Source organism: Mycobacterium sp. PO1, assembly GCF_017312405.1.
In the GTDB taxonomy this organism is placed as follows: Bacteria; Actinomycetota; Actinomycetes; order Mycobacteriales; family Mycobacteriaceae; genus Mycobacterium.
The window spans coordinates 1-17,115 of the sequence record NZ_BLTG01000064.1 but is presented as its reverse complement, the minus strand read 5'-3'; the positions used below and the strand labels follow the sequence as shown (position 1 = coordinate 17,115).

The 17,115-nt window shown below is 67.2% G+C and carries 14 protein-coding genes and 1 pseudogene; 7 read left to right on the top strand and 8 right to left on the bottom strand.

What is annotated here, in order from left to right:
* Window positions 1-2,051, top strand: a 2,051-nt coding sequence (locus tag J3476_RS19795) for an Eco57I restriction-modification methylase domain-containing protein (RefSeq protein WP_207068073.1), incomplete at its 5' end; no start/stop codon positions are given.
* 206 nt (window positions 2,052-2,257) lie between these two features.
* Here J3476_RS19795 and J3476_RS19790 read toward each other — a convergent pair.
* The 3 genes from J3476_RS19790 to J3476_RS28010 all read right to left on the bottom strand — a co-directional run bounded on the left by J3476_RS19790 (window position 2,258) and on the right by J3476_RS28010 (window position 7,363).
* Complete coding sequence (locus J3476_RS19790; protein WP_286183380.1) at window positions 2,258-4,546, bottom strand: glycoside hydrolase family 3 C-terminal domain-containing protein; 2,289 nt, start codon at window positions 4,544-4,546, stop codon at window positions 2,258-2,260.
* A gap of 31 nt (window positions 4,547-4,577) precedes the next feature.
* A complete protein-coding gene (locus J3476_RS19785; RefSeq protein ID WP_207068072.1) occupies window positions 4,578-5,324 on the bottom strand; it encodes a cutinase family protein in 747 nt (248 codons plus the stop codon).
* A gap of 80 nt (window positions 5,325-5,404) precedes the next feature.
* Complete coding sequence (locus J3476_RS28010) at window positions 5,405-7,363, bottom strand: alpha/beta hydrolase (RefSeq protein ID WP_286183379.1); 1,959 nt, start codon at window positions 7,361-7,363, stop codon at window positions 5,405-5,407.
* Window positions 7,364-7,481: 118 nt separating this feature from the next.
* Between J3476_RS28010 and J3476_RS19775 the strand changes: the two genes are divergently transcribed.
* The gene (locus J3476_RS19775; protein ID WP_286183378.1) at window positions 7,482-8,168 is read left to right on the top strand and encodes a TetR/AcrR family transcriptional regulator; all 687 of its coding nucleotides are present in this window, start codon (window positions 7,482-7,484) and stop codon (window positions 8,166-8,168) included.
* Between the two features lie 142 nt (window positions 8,169-8,310).
* On the opposite strand, the gene J3476_RS19770 is transcribed toward J3476_RS19775, so the two are convergent.
* A complete protein-coding gene (locus J3476_RS19770) occupies window positions 8,311-9,111 on the bottom strand; it encodes a DUF5718 family protein (protein WP_207068071.1) in 801 nt (266 codons plus the stop codon).
* 97 nt (window positions 9,112-9,208) lie between these two features.
* Here J3476_RS19770 and J3476_RS19765 point away from each other — a divergent pair, with 97 nt between their 5' ends.
* Window positions 9,209-9,454, top strand: coding sequence for a hypothetical protein (locus tag J3476_RS19765; protein ID WP_207068070.1), 246 nt, complete (start codon window positions 9,209-9,211; stop codon window positions 9,452-9,454).
* A 4-nt stretch (window positions 9,455-9,458) separates the two neighbouring features.
* Here the strand turns inward: J3476_RS19765 and J3476_RS19760 are convergent, their stop codons facing one another.
* The 4 genes from J3476_RS19760 to J3476_RS19745 all read right to left on the bottom strand — a co-directional run bounded on the left by J3476_RS19760 (window position 9,459) and on the right by J3476_RS19745 (window position 13,897).
* Window positions 9,459-9,749, bottom strand: coding sequence for a hypothetical protein (locus J3476_RS19760; RefSeq protein ID WP_207068069.1), 291 nt, complete (start codon window positions 9,747-9,749; stop codon window positions 9,459-9,461).
* Window positions 9,750-10,037: 288 nt separating this feature from the next.
* Window positions 10,038-11,957 (bottom strand): zinc ribbon domain-containing protein, encoded by a 1,920-nt coding sequence (locus J3476_RS19755; protein ID WP_207068068.1) that lies wholly within the window; start codon window positions 11,955-11,957, stop codon window positions 10,038-10,040.
* Window positions 11,957-13,576 (bottom strand): S53 family peptidase, encoded by a 1,620-nt coding sequence (locus J3476_RS19750; RefSeq protein WP_207068067.1) that lies wholly within the window; start codon window positions 13,574-13,576, stop codon window positions 11,957-11,959. The genes J3476_RS19755 and J3476_RS19750 overlap by 1 nt, the downstream gene beginning before the upstream one ends.
* Window positions 13,577-13,627: 51 nt before the next feature.
* Entirely contained in the window at window positions 13,628-13,897 is a 270-nt protein-coding gene (locus tag J3476_RS19745; RefSeq protein ID WP_207068066.1) for a hypothetical protein, read from the bottom strand.
* A gap of 401 nt (window positions 13,898-14,298) precedes the next feature.
* Here J3476_RS19745 and lysE point away from each other — a divergent pair, with 401 nt between their 5' ends.
* The 4 genes and pseudogenes from lysE to J3476_RS19725 form a co-directional block, all read left to right on the top strand.
* Entirely contained in the window at window positions 14,299-14,862 is a 564-nt protein-coding gene (gene lysE / locus J3476_RS19740) for an L-lysine exporter (protein ID WP_207068074.1), read from the top strand.
* A gap of 237 nt (window positions 14,863-15,099) precedes the next feature.
* Window positions 15,100-16,188: a substrate-binding domain-containing protein gene (locus tag J3476_RS19735; RefSeq protein ID WP_207068065.1), complete on the top strand. Its 1,089-nt coding sequence runs from the start codon at window positions 15,100-15,102 to the stop codon at window positions 16,186-16,188.
* A complete protein-coding gene (locus tag J3476_RS19730; RefSeq protein ID WP_207068064.1) occupies window positions 16,185-16,760 on the top strand; it encodes a TetR/AcrR family transcriptional regulator in 576 nt (191 codons plus the stop codon). The genes J3476_RS19735 and J3476_RS19730 overlap by 4 nt, the downstream gene beginning before the upstream one ends.
* A gap of 43 nt (window positions 16,761-16,803) precedes the next feature.
* Window positions 16,804-17,115, top strand: a pseudogene (locus J3476_RS19725) (hypothetical protein); the annotation flags it as partial.

Genomic DNA, 17,115 nt, shown 5'->3' with positions numbered 1-17,115 from the left:
CCCAAATACAGCGCATAACGAGCTGCGGCTCCGGGACATTCCTGTTCCACGCCATCCGGCGCTACCTCGAGACCGCGGAGAAGTCGGGAACGCCAACGGCGACAGCGGTGCACGAGGTAACTGCGAATGTGATCGGCATGGACGTTCACCCGGTCGCGGTGACCCTCGCCAGGGTCACCTACGTCCTGGCGATCGGATTAAATCGGCTCCGAGACGATGACAGGGGTCCCATCGCGATCCCTGTGTATCTGGGTGACTCGATGCAGTGGGAGCAGAGCCGGGACCTCATCGGAGGCGTGGACCGGGTGACCATCAGTACCGAAGGGGACTCCATCATCGCCGGCGGAGGCGGTGTCCTGTTCGGTGACGATCTGGTCTTCCCGCGCAGCATCCTCGGTGACGCCGGCCGGTTCGACCGCCTGGTGTCGGAGATGGCCGACAACGCGCTCGACTCAACGAACAAGAGGAACGGGACGCTGATTGACCCGATCCTCAAGCGCTTTAAGGTGACCGCTGAGGAGGCAGAGGTTCTCAGCGCCACCTTCGCGACCATGCGGGCGCTGCACAAGTCGGGCAAGGACCACATCTGGGGTTACTACGTCCGCAACCTCATCCGCCCCCTGTGGCTCGCCGAGCCGGACAACCGCGTCGACGTACTCGTAGGAAATCCGCCGTGGCTGGCGTACGCAAAGATGACCGCCACAATGCAGGAGAACTACAAGAAGCTCGCCAAGCCGCGCAATCTGCTCACCGGCGGCCTAGGCGCGGCCAGCCGCGACCTGTCCACGCTGTTCGTCGTACGGGCTGTGGAGCTGTACCTCCGCCCCGGCGGCGCGTTCTCGTTTGTGATGCCCTACGGCATCCTGACGCGCAAGCCACATACCGGATTCCGCACTGGCAAGTGGATGACGAGGAACTCCGAGCACCTCGCCGTCAAATTCGGGCTCAGCTGGTACCTCGCACACGCAACCACCGGATTCCCCATGGTGTCTTGCGTCATCCACGGCGAGAGGTCCTCGTCAGCGACTCCGATCGACGCTGAGACCGTAACGTGGACGGGATACCTTGCACGACCAGACATTCCGTGGGACGAAGCGAAGGACAAGATCACCGTCAGCTCCGGCACCGTCGCTGCGCACGATGCCGGAGCGGTGCGCCCGGAGTCCCCGTACAAGTCGCAGTTCCGGCAGGGCGCCGTGCTCGCTCCCCAGATGGCACTGTTTGTACGCGAGGCTCTGGCAGGTCCACTGGGCGCGGGCGCGGGCCGCGTTTCGGTGTCATCGAACCGAAGCGTCTACGAGCCCGAACGGTGGAAACAGTTGCCGGCGATCACCGCCACAGTCGAGACCAAGTTCGTTCGGCCAACGTATCTGGGCCTGACCACGCTTCCGTTCCGCACTCTGGAGCCGCGCCGAACACTACTCGCGATCAGTGACGACGGGGTGTTGGAGGAAGCGGCAGTCGTTGACCACCCGGGACTGAAGTCGTGGTGGGACCAAGCTGAGAAAGCGTGGGCCGAGAATAAGTCCGAGTCCGACGCAGGGACGCTGCTGGACCGCATCGATTTCCACGGGCAACTGTCCGCGCAGCTGCCGCCCGCAGCGGTCAGAGTGATCTACACCAAGACCGGGAACAGACTCGCCGCAGCGGTCGTAAGGGATCCACGGGCCATTATCGACTTCTCCCTCTACTGGACGGCCGTCGCGACTGAGTCAGAAGCGAGCTACCTCTGCGCCATTCTGAACTCGGGGACCGTGTTGGAGCGAGTAAAGCCGCTGCAAGCCCTGGGCTTATACGGAGCCCGGCACTTCGATAAGTATGTATTCCTAGTCCCGTTCCCGGAGTACGACAACACCATCGATCTGCACCTGCAGTTGGCGAAGCTCGGCGCCGCGGCGGAGAAACTCGCCGCTGAGGTCGATGTGTCCTCGGCTCGGACGTTCCAGGCTGCGCGGAAGTTGGTCGATAAAGCTCTGAAAGACGCCGGTATCGCAGCCAAGATCAACGCTGCGGTGGCGGAATTGGTCCCTATGGCCGCTATTTCGCTATAACGACTGCCGTCCCAGTGGGAGGCGATGCGCCGCCCTGTTGGCGGGCGGGCCGAGAGCCGCCCGCGAGATACCGCAGGAGATACCGCAGTGCTTTCATTCGCCCTCATCGGCCGCCAACGCGACCAACAACATATTCGCAGGTCGAGGTCGTTCATCCAGCAGCTGCCGAATGAGTCAAACACAACAAACGCCCAGTTCAGAGGATTTCATGATCCGTTCAGTCCGGCGGATCGTTGGCGCGATCGAGCAGTTCGCTGATCATGGCCGGGTCGATCTCCACGCCGGCGGCGGACGCCAGCATGCCGACCTTGCCGATCGGAAACGAGTCGAGCATCCGCGACATGTCCACGCCCTCCGGCATGAGCCCGTCCCCCCCCGGCGAGGGAGGCCATCTGGTCGGCGAACGCTGATGCCACGATCGGACCGGCGACGGGGTGGGCGAACACCTCGGCCAACGACGACATCGGCGACAGCGGGATATCGAGGTCGTCGCCGTCGACGGCGACGGTCACCGTGCTGCGGACGTCACGGCTCGATGCAGCCACGTCGACGGTGTACGTACCGCCCTCGACAACCCACGAATCTGCCCGAATATCCCAGTAGGACAGGGCCTTTCGCCGAACCGGCATGGTGACCCGCGTCGACGCGCCGCTGTCGAGGTGCACCGACGTGAATGCCTTGAGCTCGCGGGGCGGCCTGGTCACACCGCTGCCGGGCAGGCTCGTGTAGACCTGCACGATCTCGCGGCCTGCCACGCCACCGGTGTTGGTGACCGTCACCGAGACGTCGAGCCCGCCATCAGAGTTCACCGTCGCCACAGCGTCGGTGTAGTCGAAGCTGGTGTAGGACAACCCATGCCCGAACGGGAACGCCACCTCGAGGCATCGCGCGTCGTACCAGCGGTAGCCGACGAACAGCCCCTCCCCGTACCGGACGTGACCGAACTCGCCCGGATATGTGAGGTGGGCAGGGGTGTCCTGCACGCGTGCCGGAATTGTTTCGGTGAGCTTCGCCGACGGGTTGACCGCACCGAACAACACGTCGGCGGTGGCCGCACCACCGGCCTGCCCGAGCAGCCAGCCCTCCAGGATGGCCGGAACCTTGCTTGCGAAGGGCAGCGCCACCACGCCGCCGTTGGAGAGGACCACCACCGTTCGCGGGTTGACCGCCACCACCGCGTCGAGCAGTCGCAGCTGTGACGCGGGCAGGTCCAGGTCGTCTCGGTCGAAGCCCTCGGATTCGCAGCGCGCCGGCAGGCCGAGGAAGACGACGGCGACCTCGGCGTACGCCGCCGTGTCGACGGCTTCGTCCAGAAGCCGCTCGGCTTCGCCGGACGGTGAGTCTGCCTCCGTGGTGAAACCTCGCGCGAACACCACGTCACCCGTTGCCTGCGAACGGATTTCGTCGAGAGCACAGTTCAACCGGGTTGGCACGATCATCGACGAGCCGGCACCCTGATATCGGGGAGACTGGGCGAACTCGCCGATGACGGCGATCCGCGTCTGGGTCGGCAACGGGAGCACTCCGTCGTCGTTCTTCAGCAGCACGATCCCGCGGCCGGCGGCTTCACGCGCCAGCGCGTGGTGCTCATCGCTGTCGAAACTCGTCGAGACCTGGTGCGCCCCGGTCCGTCGCACCAGGTGCAGCACGCGGCGCACCGAGCGGTCGAGAACGTCCTCGTCGAGCGATCCCGCGGCGACCGCATCGATGATCTGCGCGGCCGCGAAGGCGGAGCCGGGCATGTCGAGGTCGAGTCCTGCGAACAGCGACGCCACGCGGTCGTTGACCGCACCCCAGTCCGAGACCACCAGGCCGGCGAAGCCCCACTGGTCGCGCAGCACGGTGGTCAACAGCCAGGGGTCTTCGGCGGTGTGCACACCGTTGATCCTGTTGTAGGAGCACATGATCACCCACGGGTGGGCCTCGGTCACCACGTGTTCGAACCCGCGCAAGTAGATCTCGCGCAGCGGCCGCGGGTCGACATCGGCGCTGACCCGCATGCGGTCGTGCTCTTGGTTGTTGGCCGCGAAGTGCTTGGGACAGGCGCCGACTCCCCGGCTCTGGATGCCCGCCACCAGCGCCGCGGCCAGCAAGCCGGAGACGAGCGGATCCTCGGATAGATACTCGAAGTTGCGGCCGCACAACGGAGTACGCTTGATGTTCAGTCCGGGACCGAGGAGGACTCCGACCTCCGCGTTCGCGGCTTCTGTTCCGAGGGCCGCGCCCACCCGCTCGACCAGGCCGGCATCCCACGACGATCCCAGGGCGACCGCGGGCGGGAAACACGTCGCGGGGACGCTGTCGCCGATCCCGAGGTGATCACCCCCGGCGCGCTGTTTCCGCAGACCGTGGGGTCCGTCGGTGAGCATGATGGAGGGCAGCTGCAGACGTTCGACGCTTTGGGTGTACCAGAACCGGGTACCGCTGGTCAGAGCCGCCTTCTCGGCGAGGCTGAGCTCGGCGAGCACCGCGTCCTCGGTGGGTGGGGTCGTCACGCCTCCATGGTGCCTGCCGCGTGGCAGCGCGTCAGCCGACCGTATCCGACGCGTTGACCATCGGGGCAGACCCCGGCGCTGCGGAGATCCTGGCCGCGACGAAGTCGGCGGCCTGGTCGGTCAGCCCGGTCTGCACATACAGGCTGTGTGCCGCCCGGTCGTCGCCGTTGGAGCACACCGGGTCAGCCCCGTTGCACAGATCGACCGTCTTGGCGCCGTACAGCGGACTGATCGCGCTCAACGGCCGCCCGATCTTGTCGGAGGGGTTGCCGAACACCGCGACCGCGGCGACGTGGTCGGCCACTGCGGGCGGCATGGGCTGGCCGAACCCGAACGTGGCGGCGGGATCGGCGGTGATCAGGTCCACCACCGCGGCGCCCTGCGAATAGCCGCCGAGCACGATGCTGGTGTCGGGGCAGCTGGCTGCGACGCTCTGCACGTGCGCGCTGGCGTCACCGGCCCCCTGCGGGGCGGACTGCAGGAAGTCGTAGGAGGCCGGGTAGTTGACCGCGTACACCCCCACGCTCTGACCGTTCAGACTGTTCTGCAGGTCGCTGATGAACGCCTGCCCCACCCGGCCCGGCCCGGCGGGCTCGGCGGTGCCGCGGGCAAAGACGACCTCGACGTCGGGACATGAGTCCGCTTGGGCGGACGCGGTGCCGGGGCCGATCAGGGCAGCGGCGAACGCGCCGCCGATACCGGCCATGGCGAGCAGTCGACGGACGCTGCCGGCGGAGGATCGGGCAGGGGACTTGGCGGTGGTGCGGCGCTCGGACATCGGCTCTCCTCGATCAGGTGCCGCCCCGTCGGCAGCACTTGGTCAAAGTTCTCCGACGGTCGAGAAATTCCCTCCTCGGCTCACTGCGCGGTCAATTGGGGGCCAAGGCGCAGTCCAGGGGACGTCGCAGGGGATGCGGGCACGAACCCGGGCAACGGTTCGTAGACGAACAGATACTTGCCCCCGGCGTCGAAGATCGCCGTCAGTGCCGCCTCCAGCAGAGGCGGCCACACCGGGCGCGAGGGATACCCCAGGGGCAATATCCGCGCGGTGGCGGCGCTGGCGGCGGTGTCGATCGTGATCTGCTCGTCCGGTTGCCCATAGACGCCGCTCTCGGTCGATCCGGCGAAGAGGTCGTTCACCCACCCCGCGGCGATCAGGCCGGCCGCCTGAACATTCGCCGGCCGGGAGAATCCGCCGATGAGGTACTGCATGAACTGGATGAATCGGTTGCCGCCCTCCATGTAGTCGATGTGCAGACCGCCGTCGAGACTCACACCGTTGAAGCGGTCAGGACGCGCCAGCTCGAGCTTGTCTGCCATGTCACCGCCGCGGCTCCAGAAGTAGCGCTCCGAAGAGATCAGATAGATGGGCTTGTCCGAGGCGCCCGTCAGCTTGCCCAGTGCCTGACGCACCGCCGGCGAGGCCGCGGGCTCGACTCCGTCCAGCATGACCACTCCGCGCAGGTTCTCGAACGCGCCGGTACCGACGAGGCGTCCTGCTGCGCTCACGACCAGTGTCCCGCCGGCCGAGTGGCCTACCAAGACGAAGTCGTCCGGTAGCTCGATGTCCCACCCTGCTGCAGCACGGACACTCTCGGTCAGGGCGGTCCGCTCGCCGACGAACAGTTCGGCCACCGCACGCTGCATCGTCGAACCGCCCACCCATGCAGCGTCGGGCGCAAAGAAGTTCGACGAAAGAGACGGTGCCACAACGATACTGTTGGTGCGCTCGGCGAGGTCGGCCGCGGTGTAGCTGTACATGGGGCCGCTGGCGAGGAAGCCATGCTGCAGGTACACGAATCGGGTGGTCTCGTCGATGTGCTCGGGGAAGTACCAATCCGCCTGAACAGAGCGACCGGCGCCTATCGGCAGATCGAGCGACGATGTTCGGACGGTGACGGTGCTGTTCGCCGGAAGTACAGGCGGCCCGTCGACGAGCTGGATCAATCCCACAACAAGATTCAGCACCACCGAGCCGACCAAGCTGAGCAGAGTGGACCGCGGCGGGCTGGGCGCCACGGCGCTCATGGTCAGCGATGTCGTTGCGGTCGCTTCGCTCGTAGAACCACGGATCGCGCCGACGTCTTCGGCGCTGTCGGTTCCCTCGTTGTCGGTGACCTCGCCTTCGGTAGCCTCTGCCGCGTCAATGGCGACCGCCTGTTCGGGCAACGTCTCGACGACAGCGCCCGACTCTGCGGCCATCCAACCGGCCACGCCCTCGGCGTCCTGCTCGGTCGCAGCCGGGAGATCCTCAGATTTCTCGGCGATCGGGGGAACGGTCTCCGGCGTGCCGGCGCTGCGGTTCGACTCTGCGAACTCCCTCTTCTCGGCGCTGTCGTCGGCATTCACCCCATGGGTCGCCGGTTCGTCGTTGTGCGAGGCGCTGACGATGTCGGCATCCTCGACGACGACGCCAGGTTCCTCATCCTCGACAACGACGCCGGGTTCCTCATCCTCGACGACGACGCCGGGTTCCTCGTCCTCGGCGGCGGCCGAGGACTCGTCGCCGTCGACGCCCACCCCGCGAGGCTCATCGTCAATGCCCGCCCCGATGTGCTGCTCCTCGGCGTCCACAACGCCGGGCGCCTCATCCGTGCCGTCGGCGAGTTCAGACCGGCCATCGGCGGGCCCACTCGCCGGGTCAGCGCGATCGCGCTCACCGTCGGTGTCGTCGCCGTCCGGCGAACCTGGTTCCGCTGAGACCGATCCACTCTCGCCGGGCGCAGCCGACACAACGGGCGCGGTCGATACACCCGTTCCCGACAGCACCGCGATCAACAGCCCCCCACCCAACAGTGCCGCCCAGATGGTCCGCATTCCACCCCTGATCAAAAATAAACAAAGTCCGTGATTCGTCTATTTATAGCTCGTGCGGACGTGTCCGACAAGAGTGCGCGGCAGTCGATCCTTCCGGCGGCTGGCGTAGGGTGACGCCATGCAGGGCACCCGCGCGGCAAGCGGCGCACTGCCGCCGGTTGGCAAACCGGCCCGGGGCCGAGGCCGCCCGGCTGGTGGCGGCAACAATGCTGAGGTGGCGAGAACCGTCCTGATGGATGCGGCTGAGAAGTCGATCTTGACCCGCGGGTTCCAGGCTTCGACGATGGAGCTCATCGCCCAGGAGGCAGGCTACTCGCGCGCCGCGATGTACCGGCACTTTCCCAATCGCAGGGCTCTGCTGGAGTCGTTGGTGCGCCGAAAGACACTGCGCTGCCAGAAGGAGATCGCCCTGCGATTGCCGGAAAACGCCGGAACGGCAGAGATACTCGTCGAGAGTCTGGTCATCGTGGCGACTGAACTGATTGACGATCCGCTGCTGAAGACTCTCTCTCAACACAGTGATGACGGTACGGTCGCGCATCTGGTCGCCAACGACCCTGCGCTCCCCCACCTCGTCGAGCAACTCGTCGAGTTGATGGCGGGCGACGACTCGGACTCTCGACTTCGAGCTGGGGTCCCGCCGCGCGATATCGCGCGGTTCATCACGTCTACTGCGATCACCATGCTTCTGGGCGTGGTTCCGGACATCGACAAGGTCGACACGGCGCGTCGGTATGTCGAAACATTTGTGCTACCAGCGATTCTCGAGCATCCACCAGCTCCCCGGCCGGTGTTCGGCGCGTAGTCGGTCACGCCGCCCTGCCGACATCTCCGCTCGCTCCCAGAACCAGAGCCCGCAGTCCCACGATCGCAGCGGCTTCACCGTCGGCTCGATGACGGAATCCGATGCTGCGATGGCGCTACGGTGAATGCATCAGTATCGCCGTCTACCGCACCAACTGGTTCAGCTCGGAGGCTGCGTCGCTCTCGGTGTCGTAGACCCGCACGATCGCCCGGTCGCCGGGCTTGAGGAACGTCGACTCACCCAACGGTGTGTACCGCGTCGCGCCGATCCCGATCAGCACGTTCTCGGGGTGCCCGCTGGCCACCATCAACGCACCGACGTCTTCCAGCGGGGTGTCGGGCGAGCCCTTCTGGTTGGCCAACCGCTCGACGATCCAGTCCAGCAACACCTCGCCGTAGTAGGAGTAGCCGATCAACGGGCTGTCCACCCCGTAGGCGTGCTCCTCGCCGTCACTGTGCAGGTAGCAGACCAGCCGCAACGTCGCGGTCGGCCCATCGGGTGTCAGGTCGCTGATCTCGAAGAATGTCGGCGCGACACCCTTGGAGGCCGGACCCCAGTTCTTCTTGTGACTGATCTTGGGGGCTCCGGGGCGCCGAATCGAGCAGTCGTTGAATGCTCCGAGCGCGAACGGACGCAATGTCACCACGGTGTCACCGTCCCAGACCACCTGGCAGGCCAGGCCCACCTCCGGTTCGATCTGCAGGTTCAGCGGCCCGTCGGTCTGGTTCGGAAGCACCACCGCGTCGGTGGACAGCGGGAATTCGCTCAGGAACGAGTCCGTCCCTGGGGCGTACCAGGGGAAGATCCCTTTGGGCGCGGTGCCTTCACTGCTGACGTTGACGAAGTCGGCGTCCTCACCGGCCTGTTCGAGATGTCCGGCGAAGTTGCCCGCCACCCCGAAGCCGAACCAGTTGCGCATGTCGTCCAGGCCGATATCGATCACGGTTGTGCAGACTACGCCCGGCGGTGGGCCGCGATGGGGCCTGACCCTGCGGAGCGACGAGGTGTTCGCCGGGGCGACACCTCATAGACTCGGTGCCATGTCCGAGCAGTTCGAGATCGTCGAGGTGGCGGTCGACGACGTCCGCCCCGGAGACCTACTCGCAGTCACCGACGATCCCGACCCGCGCGCGAACGCCTTTCACGTCGCCGACGTGAAGTCGGCTCATCCGATCACGACCGGCCAGATGACCCACGTCACGTTGACCTCCACCGCGGTCGGCCGGGACGGGAAACCGATGGTGCTCGACTACCCACCCGGGACGGTGCTGCGCAAGATCGTGTAGGCGGTCAGCCGGCGTAGTCGGGATCGCAGGCGACCGTCACGATCATCGTGGTTTCTTGCTCACCGCTCGTCACGTCCTCGACGTCACACGCCTCCAGCGGCCCGTCGACGGCGCCCTGCACCACGACGGAGTGACCTTCGCTCTGGAGTCGCTCGATTGTCGCCGCAGCGGTCTCGTCGCCCGGCGGTTGCGGCGTTCCGCTCTCGTCGGGCTGGGCCCAGGCGGTGCCGGTGAAGGTGAGCGCGCCGAACATCATGGACGTTGCTGCGACACTTGTACCGATGTAGCGATTCATGATCCACCCTCGGGGTCAGTGGTCTGGTACCGGTCGTTTTCCCGGGGGCAACCGCGGGCAATCGCCGAGTCCTCACCTCCCAGGCGATTGACAGCTTCGATGACGCGCAACGGTTCTCGGCACGTGCCGGCCATGGCGGCGGTCCCACCGGACACCATCCGCGAAATCGTCGGCGATGTGTTCTTGCCGCTGGCAACACAGGTGGGATAGGACGCGATAGCGGCGAGCAACGGAGCAGATCGGGTCCGAGGCGCGGTCCGGGCCAACGGAGCCCGCTCCGCGGCCCGGCTATCGGGGCGGGTCGCCGCGCCAGCTGAAGCTGTTGACGTACTTGCCCATGTCCAGCGCCAACTGCAGGCTGGCCGCCGAGGGTTTACCCGAACCGAAGTCCGGTCCGAAGGCGCGGTATGGCCCGACCGCCCCCGCGATGAGCGCCACATCGTTCTTCACGGCGACCATCACGATGATGCGCATGCGGCTGGAACTGCTCATCGCACCCTGCGGCCAGAGGTCGGCGGCCAACCCGTATCCGGGTTGATAGCCGACCATCGTGTTCGGGATCTCGTAGGCGGTCTTGGTGTCCGGGAACGTTTCGTTCACCAGCTCTACGGCGATCTCCTCGGCGCTGCGACCCTGCGCGGGCCGGCTGAACAACCGCATCGTGCCGCCGTCCCCGGCCTGCAGTACCGCGGTCACCCCGTCATCGGTCGTCGTGACCTCGTATGCGGCTCCCGGAGCCGGGTAGGACACCGAGTACACGCCGTCGGCCGCAGTGAAGCGGGGGTTGATCTCCACTGCCCGGTTCATCGGAGGGTTCCCGCAGTCAGGCGGGCAGACATATCTGGGGGGCGGCTCGGAGAGCAGCCCCGAGACGCCGACCAGCCCGACCGCCAGCACCGCGATGGTGACCCCGAGCGCCAGTGCAACGGTGCGGAAGGACGTCGTCGCCGGCCGGTTCGCTTCGAACGTGCCGGAGTGTATGGAGTAACCGGGCAGCAGACCCACCGTGATGTCGCCGGCACGCGCATCGTCGGCGAGCCGGACCGGGCGCTCCGCGCGTCGGTCCCGAAGTGACCGGCGCGAACACGCCCGCATCGCCGCGCCACACATCGCGCAGAACGGCGCGTCGGGGACCACGTGGTTGCACTCGACGCACAGAATGGGCTCGTCGGCGTGCATGTCGTCCTGCACCTCGTGCAACAGCGCCAGATGCAGGCCGACCCTCAACGCGAACAGCGCAATCCCCGTCAACGTCAGATGCAGTGCCAGCTGAGCCAATTGCGGAAGGCGGGCGACATCGACGACCCCCAACAGCGCGTAGATGGCGACCACCACAACGGCGATCACGACGAGGATGGCGCGAACGAAAACACGGTGCTGGTGGACCTTCGTCGGCGGACGGGTGAACCACAGCGCCGTCCCGATGAGCCCGCCGACTGCCGCAGCGGTCAACGGCATCGCGACTCCACGCACGCCCGCTTCGACGAGCAGACCGTCCAGCGGACGCACCCGGTTGACCATCCCGAGGGTGAACTGGGGCGCCAGCCGGGCCAGGTTGGCTGCGGCGGTGAACGTCAGTGCGCCGAGCGCACCGATGACGTAGCCGTCCAAGGCCTCCCGCTCACCCCGCCATGACCACCGGGTCACCAGCGCCGGAACCAGCATCAGCAACATGCTGCCCAGCGGCACCGCGATCCCGTCACGCAGAATCCGCTCGGCGGCGACACCCGCGCCCAACGGGACACCATAGGAACGAGCGACGGCAGCCCCGGTCAGCAGCGCCCACCCGACGCCCAGGACGACGCCCGACACCGCCGTCAGCGCCAGCTTGCTGCGTGGAAGATCGTGAAAAGCATCGGATTCGCGAAGGTAGAGCGCGAACAGCAGGGGAAGACCGAGGGAGGCGACGGTGACGAGCGCAGCCGGCATCCGCAACAACGTCGCCGCGAACAGGGCGGCCGCGAGCAGTCCGAGTCCCATCAGGAACACCTTGCGCGCCCGCGGATTCAGATGCGGGAACAGCGAACTGGTCAGCGCCGGAGAAAGCAGTCGCTGGCCGGGGGCGGCGCTGAAGGCGCGGGCCCGCAACCAATGCGGGCCGTCTCCGCTGCGATGTTCGGCCAGCGGTACGCCACACTGCCCGCAGTATTCGCCTGCGGGCACGTCGGTCTGGCAGATCGGGCATTCCGTCATGCCGGGCGCGCTCATCAGGACTGCACCCGTTGCGCGAGCCGCAGATTCTCGGCGAGATTGTCGATATCCGGGGTCCCGAGTCCGGTGACGAGGTCATAACCGGGGCCGGCATTGTCGACGGCGTTGCCCCCCAACGTCACGTCGCGGTAGGCGGGTCGCGGTGCACCCTGGGCGATGCGGTAGAGCAGCGGATTGATGTCCCCGATCAGGGATCCGCCGTTGGCGAGCAGATACTGGTTCATCACCGCGGTCAGACCGGCCCAGATCGGTGCCGACTGTGACGTCCCGCCCCCGACGACGACCTGACCGTCGAGAACGATCCTCACCCCGGTGAACGGGTCAGCCACCGCGGCGACATCCGGTGTCATGCGCATACCGGTATTGCGGTCGGACGGGACGGCTTGCGCGGCGACCTGCTGCCACGGCGGCAGCTCGAACAGCGACGAGACGCCACCGCCGGTGCCTTGCGAGAGCGGCACATCGAACCAGGTCTGCTCGGACACCCACTCGCCGTCGGCGTCGGTGGACAGCGTCGTGCCTCCCACGCTGGTGATCTCGGGCAGTGAGGCGATCGAGTCGAGGCCCACATCCTGCTCACTCGGCGGTGACGACCAGTCCTGTCCGCCACGGCATTCCATCCCGGCCAGATCACCGCTGGCGTTGAAGGCCGTGGTTCCGTGCGACTGCGCGGTGCGCAACGCGGATCGGACCGGCGCCAGGTCAGCGGCGGTGATCAGTTTGTCGCATCCCCAGCCGATCGAGAAGCTCCACACCGCACCCGGGAACCGGCGGTCGGTGTCCTCGAGCATCTCACCGATCTTGCGGTAGCCGCCGTCGCCCTCGACGGTCGGCCGCGCGTTGACCACGACTTTACGGGCCGCCGGCGCAATGGCATGGGCGACTTGCAGATCCATCGACAGCTCGGCCCGCGGCTCACCGGGAGATCCACCGACGACCTCCGGGGTGAACTGGGGCAAGCCGAACATCGTGGTGAACTGGTCGAGATCGGACTGCCGGAAGCCGTCGAAGGCGAAGATCACGATGGTGATCCCCTCACCGGTGAAGCCGGAGCGGATCAGTTCGTCGGCGTTGTAGGTGGTCACCAACGCGTCGGGCGACAACCCTCGGTCGGGAACGTCGAGCGCGAAGTGGTCGGGGCGGGACATGTGATGCGGGAGGTAGCTGAGGATCCGGCCGATCTCCGACACCTCGGCCTGCAGGTGTTCGGGTACCGCGGGTTGGTGCGGCGAGGCGTAGAAGTGCTGCCCCATCCGCCCCCGGTAGTCCCGCACCGACACGGCGAACGCCCGCTCGACGGCCGCGGGCGCACCCTCGAGCACCACCCAGTCGTCACCGGGTCGCCACTGAACCGACAGCGACCGGTCGCGGGCCCACTCGATCAGCGCCGTGGGCCGGGACCGGTCGGTCAGGCTGGCGGTGAACTCGATGCTCTTCTCGCGCGCCGGCCCGAGATCGACCGACGCGGCCAGCAACGACGCGTAGGGACCCTCGATGAGCTTCTCGTCGGAGCGGGTTTCGCGAGCGGACCACGCTATCGCTGCCAGCACAAGCCCGATGACGAGCACAACGGCCAAGGAGCGGCCTGTCGCCAGCCATCTCGCCCTCGTCGTCATGGCACCCGCAGAACTCAGAGCGTGCCCGGACAGCGTCCGGGCACGCTTCGATCACTGGCCGTAGTCGTCGCGTCCCGGGTTGACCGTCTGCCGAGGAGCCTGGACCGGAGGAGTGAAGATGTTCGGGCCATCCGGGTTGGGGGCCTTCTCGGTCGGGGCCACGGGCGGCGGCGTGGTCGTCGTCGTGGTCGTGGTGGTCGTGGGGGTCGTCTCTTCGGGGGTCTCGCTGTCGCTGGCGCACCCCGCGGTGAAGCCGATCATCGCGATGACGGCCCCGCCGCCAACGAATGCCGCGACGCGGCGCGTACGAGCTGATGCCATGGTGAGTCCTTTTCTTGGCTCGGTCAGGGGTGGAACGCCGGTCGTGCTCAGGCCACAGAACCGCGAGCTGATCTTAGTCCAGCAGACGGTGTACGGCCCGGAGAGCGAAACGTGGGGAATCACGCGTCACTGGAGAAGCTAACGAGCGGCACCGACGTGCTATTCCACGTCTCGTGCCACAGACGGCCATCCCCGGCCGGACGGTGGATTCGCCGGTGAAGACCGCACTCGCACACCGGAGACCCACGCACCGGCCGCACGCCGGTGCACGGGTCGTTCGCCGCCATTAGATTCACTAATCTGCCGAAAGAATCTTTAGCTGTACTGCTCGGTCGCGACTTCCTAGCGTGGTGCGGGTGAGTACCGGATTCCTCGTCGTCCTGAGCGGCTTCGCCACCACGATGGCCCTCATCGCCGCGATCGGCGCACAGAACGCGTTCGTGCTGCGACAGGGCATCCGCGGCGAGCACGTGCTGCCCGTGGTGGCGCTGTGCACGGTGTCCGATCTGGTGCTGATCTTCGCCGGCATCGCCGGCTTCGGCGCGCTGGTGGCGGCCCACCCCGACGTCGTCACTGTCGCCAAGTTCGGCGGCGCCGCCTTCCTGATCGGTTACGGCCTGCTGGCCGCGCGCCGCGCCGTCACCCCCGGCACGCTCACTCCGTCGCAGGCCAACCCGTCTCGGCTCGCCGGAGTGCTGATCACCTGTCTGGCGCTGACGTTTCTGAACCCGCACGTCTATCTCGACACCGTCATCCTGCTCGGCGCGCTGGCCAACGAGCACCGCGACGAGCGATGGCTGTTCGGCGTCGGGGCGGTGGCGGCCAGCGCCGTGTGGTTCACCAGCCTGGGTTTCGGCGCCCGGCGGTTGGGGCGGCTGTTCGCGTCTGCGAAGACCTGGCGCATTCTCGACGCGACCATCGCGCTCACCATGTTCGCGCTCGCAATTTCCCTGGTCGTGAGCTAACAGCAAAGCCCAGCTAGGGGTCGGGCAGGCCAACGGATTTGGCGGCAGCACCCGCTGTCGGCGAACGCAGCGCCAGTAGTCACCACCGGCCGAAAAGTGTGACAGGCTGGCGGAATTCACTTGCCAATGACCTCTTGCCACTACACTCGCCGCTACCGAGATCACGGGCTGACCAGCGAGTTCGAGGTGGGTTACCGCCGATCTCGGCGATGCACAGACCCGCGCGGAGGCCCTCGCATGTTCAGCTCTGCCAGCCGATCAGTCCGGTGCCGGCTAACCGCCCTCGCCGCCGGTTGCACGCTGATCGCCGCGTTGGTTTCCGCGTGCAGCAAGACCGAACCCGCCGAAGAGGCCGGAAACGGCGTCGCGCTGATCATCAAGACCGAGACCAACCCGTTCTTCGTCGACATCAAGCAGACCGCGCTTCGGGAAGCCGAGGCGAAGGGATTGACGTTGACGACTGCTGCGGGCACTGAGGACGGCGATGTCGGCAGCCAGGTGGCCGCGATCGACGCCGCCGTCGCGCGCGGCGACCGGGTCATCATGATCACCCCCAACGGCGCGGGTGTCGACAACGCGCTCCGCCGCGCCGGCGACGCCGGCGTCTTCGTCGTCGCGCTGGACACCAAGCCCACCGACCCCGGCGCGGCCGACATCACCTTCGCCACCGACAATTTCGAGGCCGGGCGGCTCATCGGCGCCTGGGCGGCGGAGAAGATGGCCGGCCAGACCGCCGTCATCGCGCTGCTCGACCTGTTCCACAACCGGCAGGTGGAGTCGGATTACCAACGCAACCAGGGCTTTCTGACCGGCATGGGCATCCCGGTCGGCGATTACCGCAGGACCGGCGATGAAGCGCCGACCGGCGTCTATCGCGGCGGGAGATACCGCATCGCCTGTCAGGACGTGACCCTCGGCGCCGCCGCGGGCGGCCGCGCCGCGATGGAGCGGTGCCTGTCCCACAGCCCCGACATCAACCTCGTCTACACCATCAACGAACCCGCAGCCAGCGGCGCCGCCGAGATCCTCGCCGCGGCGGACAATCCCGCGGTGCTCGTCTCCGTCGACGGCGGCTGCGACCCGGGACTGCGACTGGTCTCCGAGGGCGTCATCGGTGCCACCGCACAGCAGAACCCGGTACAGATGGCGGAGCAGGCCGTCGACGCCGTCGCGACGTTCCTCAGCACCGGCGACAAACCGGTGCCCGACACCGGGATCGACATGATCGACACCGGGGTCGTGCTCGTCACCGACGACCCGCAACCGGGAGTGCCCAGCATCGACGTCGCCGAAGGAATGAAGCGCTGCTGGGGGAAGGCCGCGTGAGCGACGGTCCCGAGGGACTCCGGGAGCGCAAGAAGCGCCGCACCCGGGAGGCGGTGCGCGAAGCCGCTTTTCGACTGTTCGAGGAACAGGGCTACCAGACCACGACCGTCGAGCAGATCGCCGAGGCCGCCGACGTGTCCTCGCGGACCTTCTTTCGGTATTTCCCGAACAAGGCCGACCTGCTGATCCCCGATCAGCTCATGGAGCCGATCATCGATCTGTTCCTGGCCGCACCCGCAGACCTGGCGCCGCTGGCCGCCTACCGTCACGCGCTGCAGCAGGTCTTCAGCGGCATGGCGGGTCCGGAGTGGGCCGCCGAAATGAACCGCCAGCAGTTGCTCTACACCCTGCCCGAAGCTGCCGGCGGGCTCTACCACACCTACATCCACGTCATCGAGCTCATCACCGAGGCGCTGGCGACGAGGTTGGATCGCGACGGCGACGACCCGCAACTCCGCATCACCGCAGGGGCGATGACCGGCGTCATGATGGCCGCACTGCACGGCACCCCGATGTCGCCGGAAACCCTGTTCGAGGGCCTGGAGTTCCTCGAGGCCGGTCTGCCGCTGTAGTCGAAGGGTCACGCACTCGCCGACCGCGCACTACCCTGCACACATGGCCACCTGCCTGCTCGCCGTCAAAGTCGCCGTCGCCGGTGCCCTGCTCGGCGGGGCCGCGCTGACGGCCGCCGCCCAGGCGGCGGCACAGCCCGTACCGCCGGTGGACCCGGCACTGCCCCCGGCGCCGCCGCCGGCCGGGGCCCCGTACGTGCCGCCCGTGCCGAACGCCGACTTCAACAACACCGGCCAGTTCGACTTCGTGCGCGACCTGATGACCATGGGCAATTCGGCAGAGTTCTTCCAGTCCGTCGGCCCCGGAGTGATGGGCCCGACGGCCTGGCTGCCACCCGCCCCGTACGGACCACCC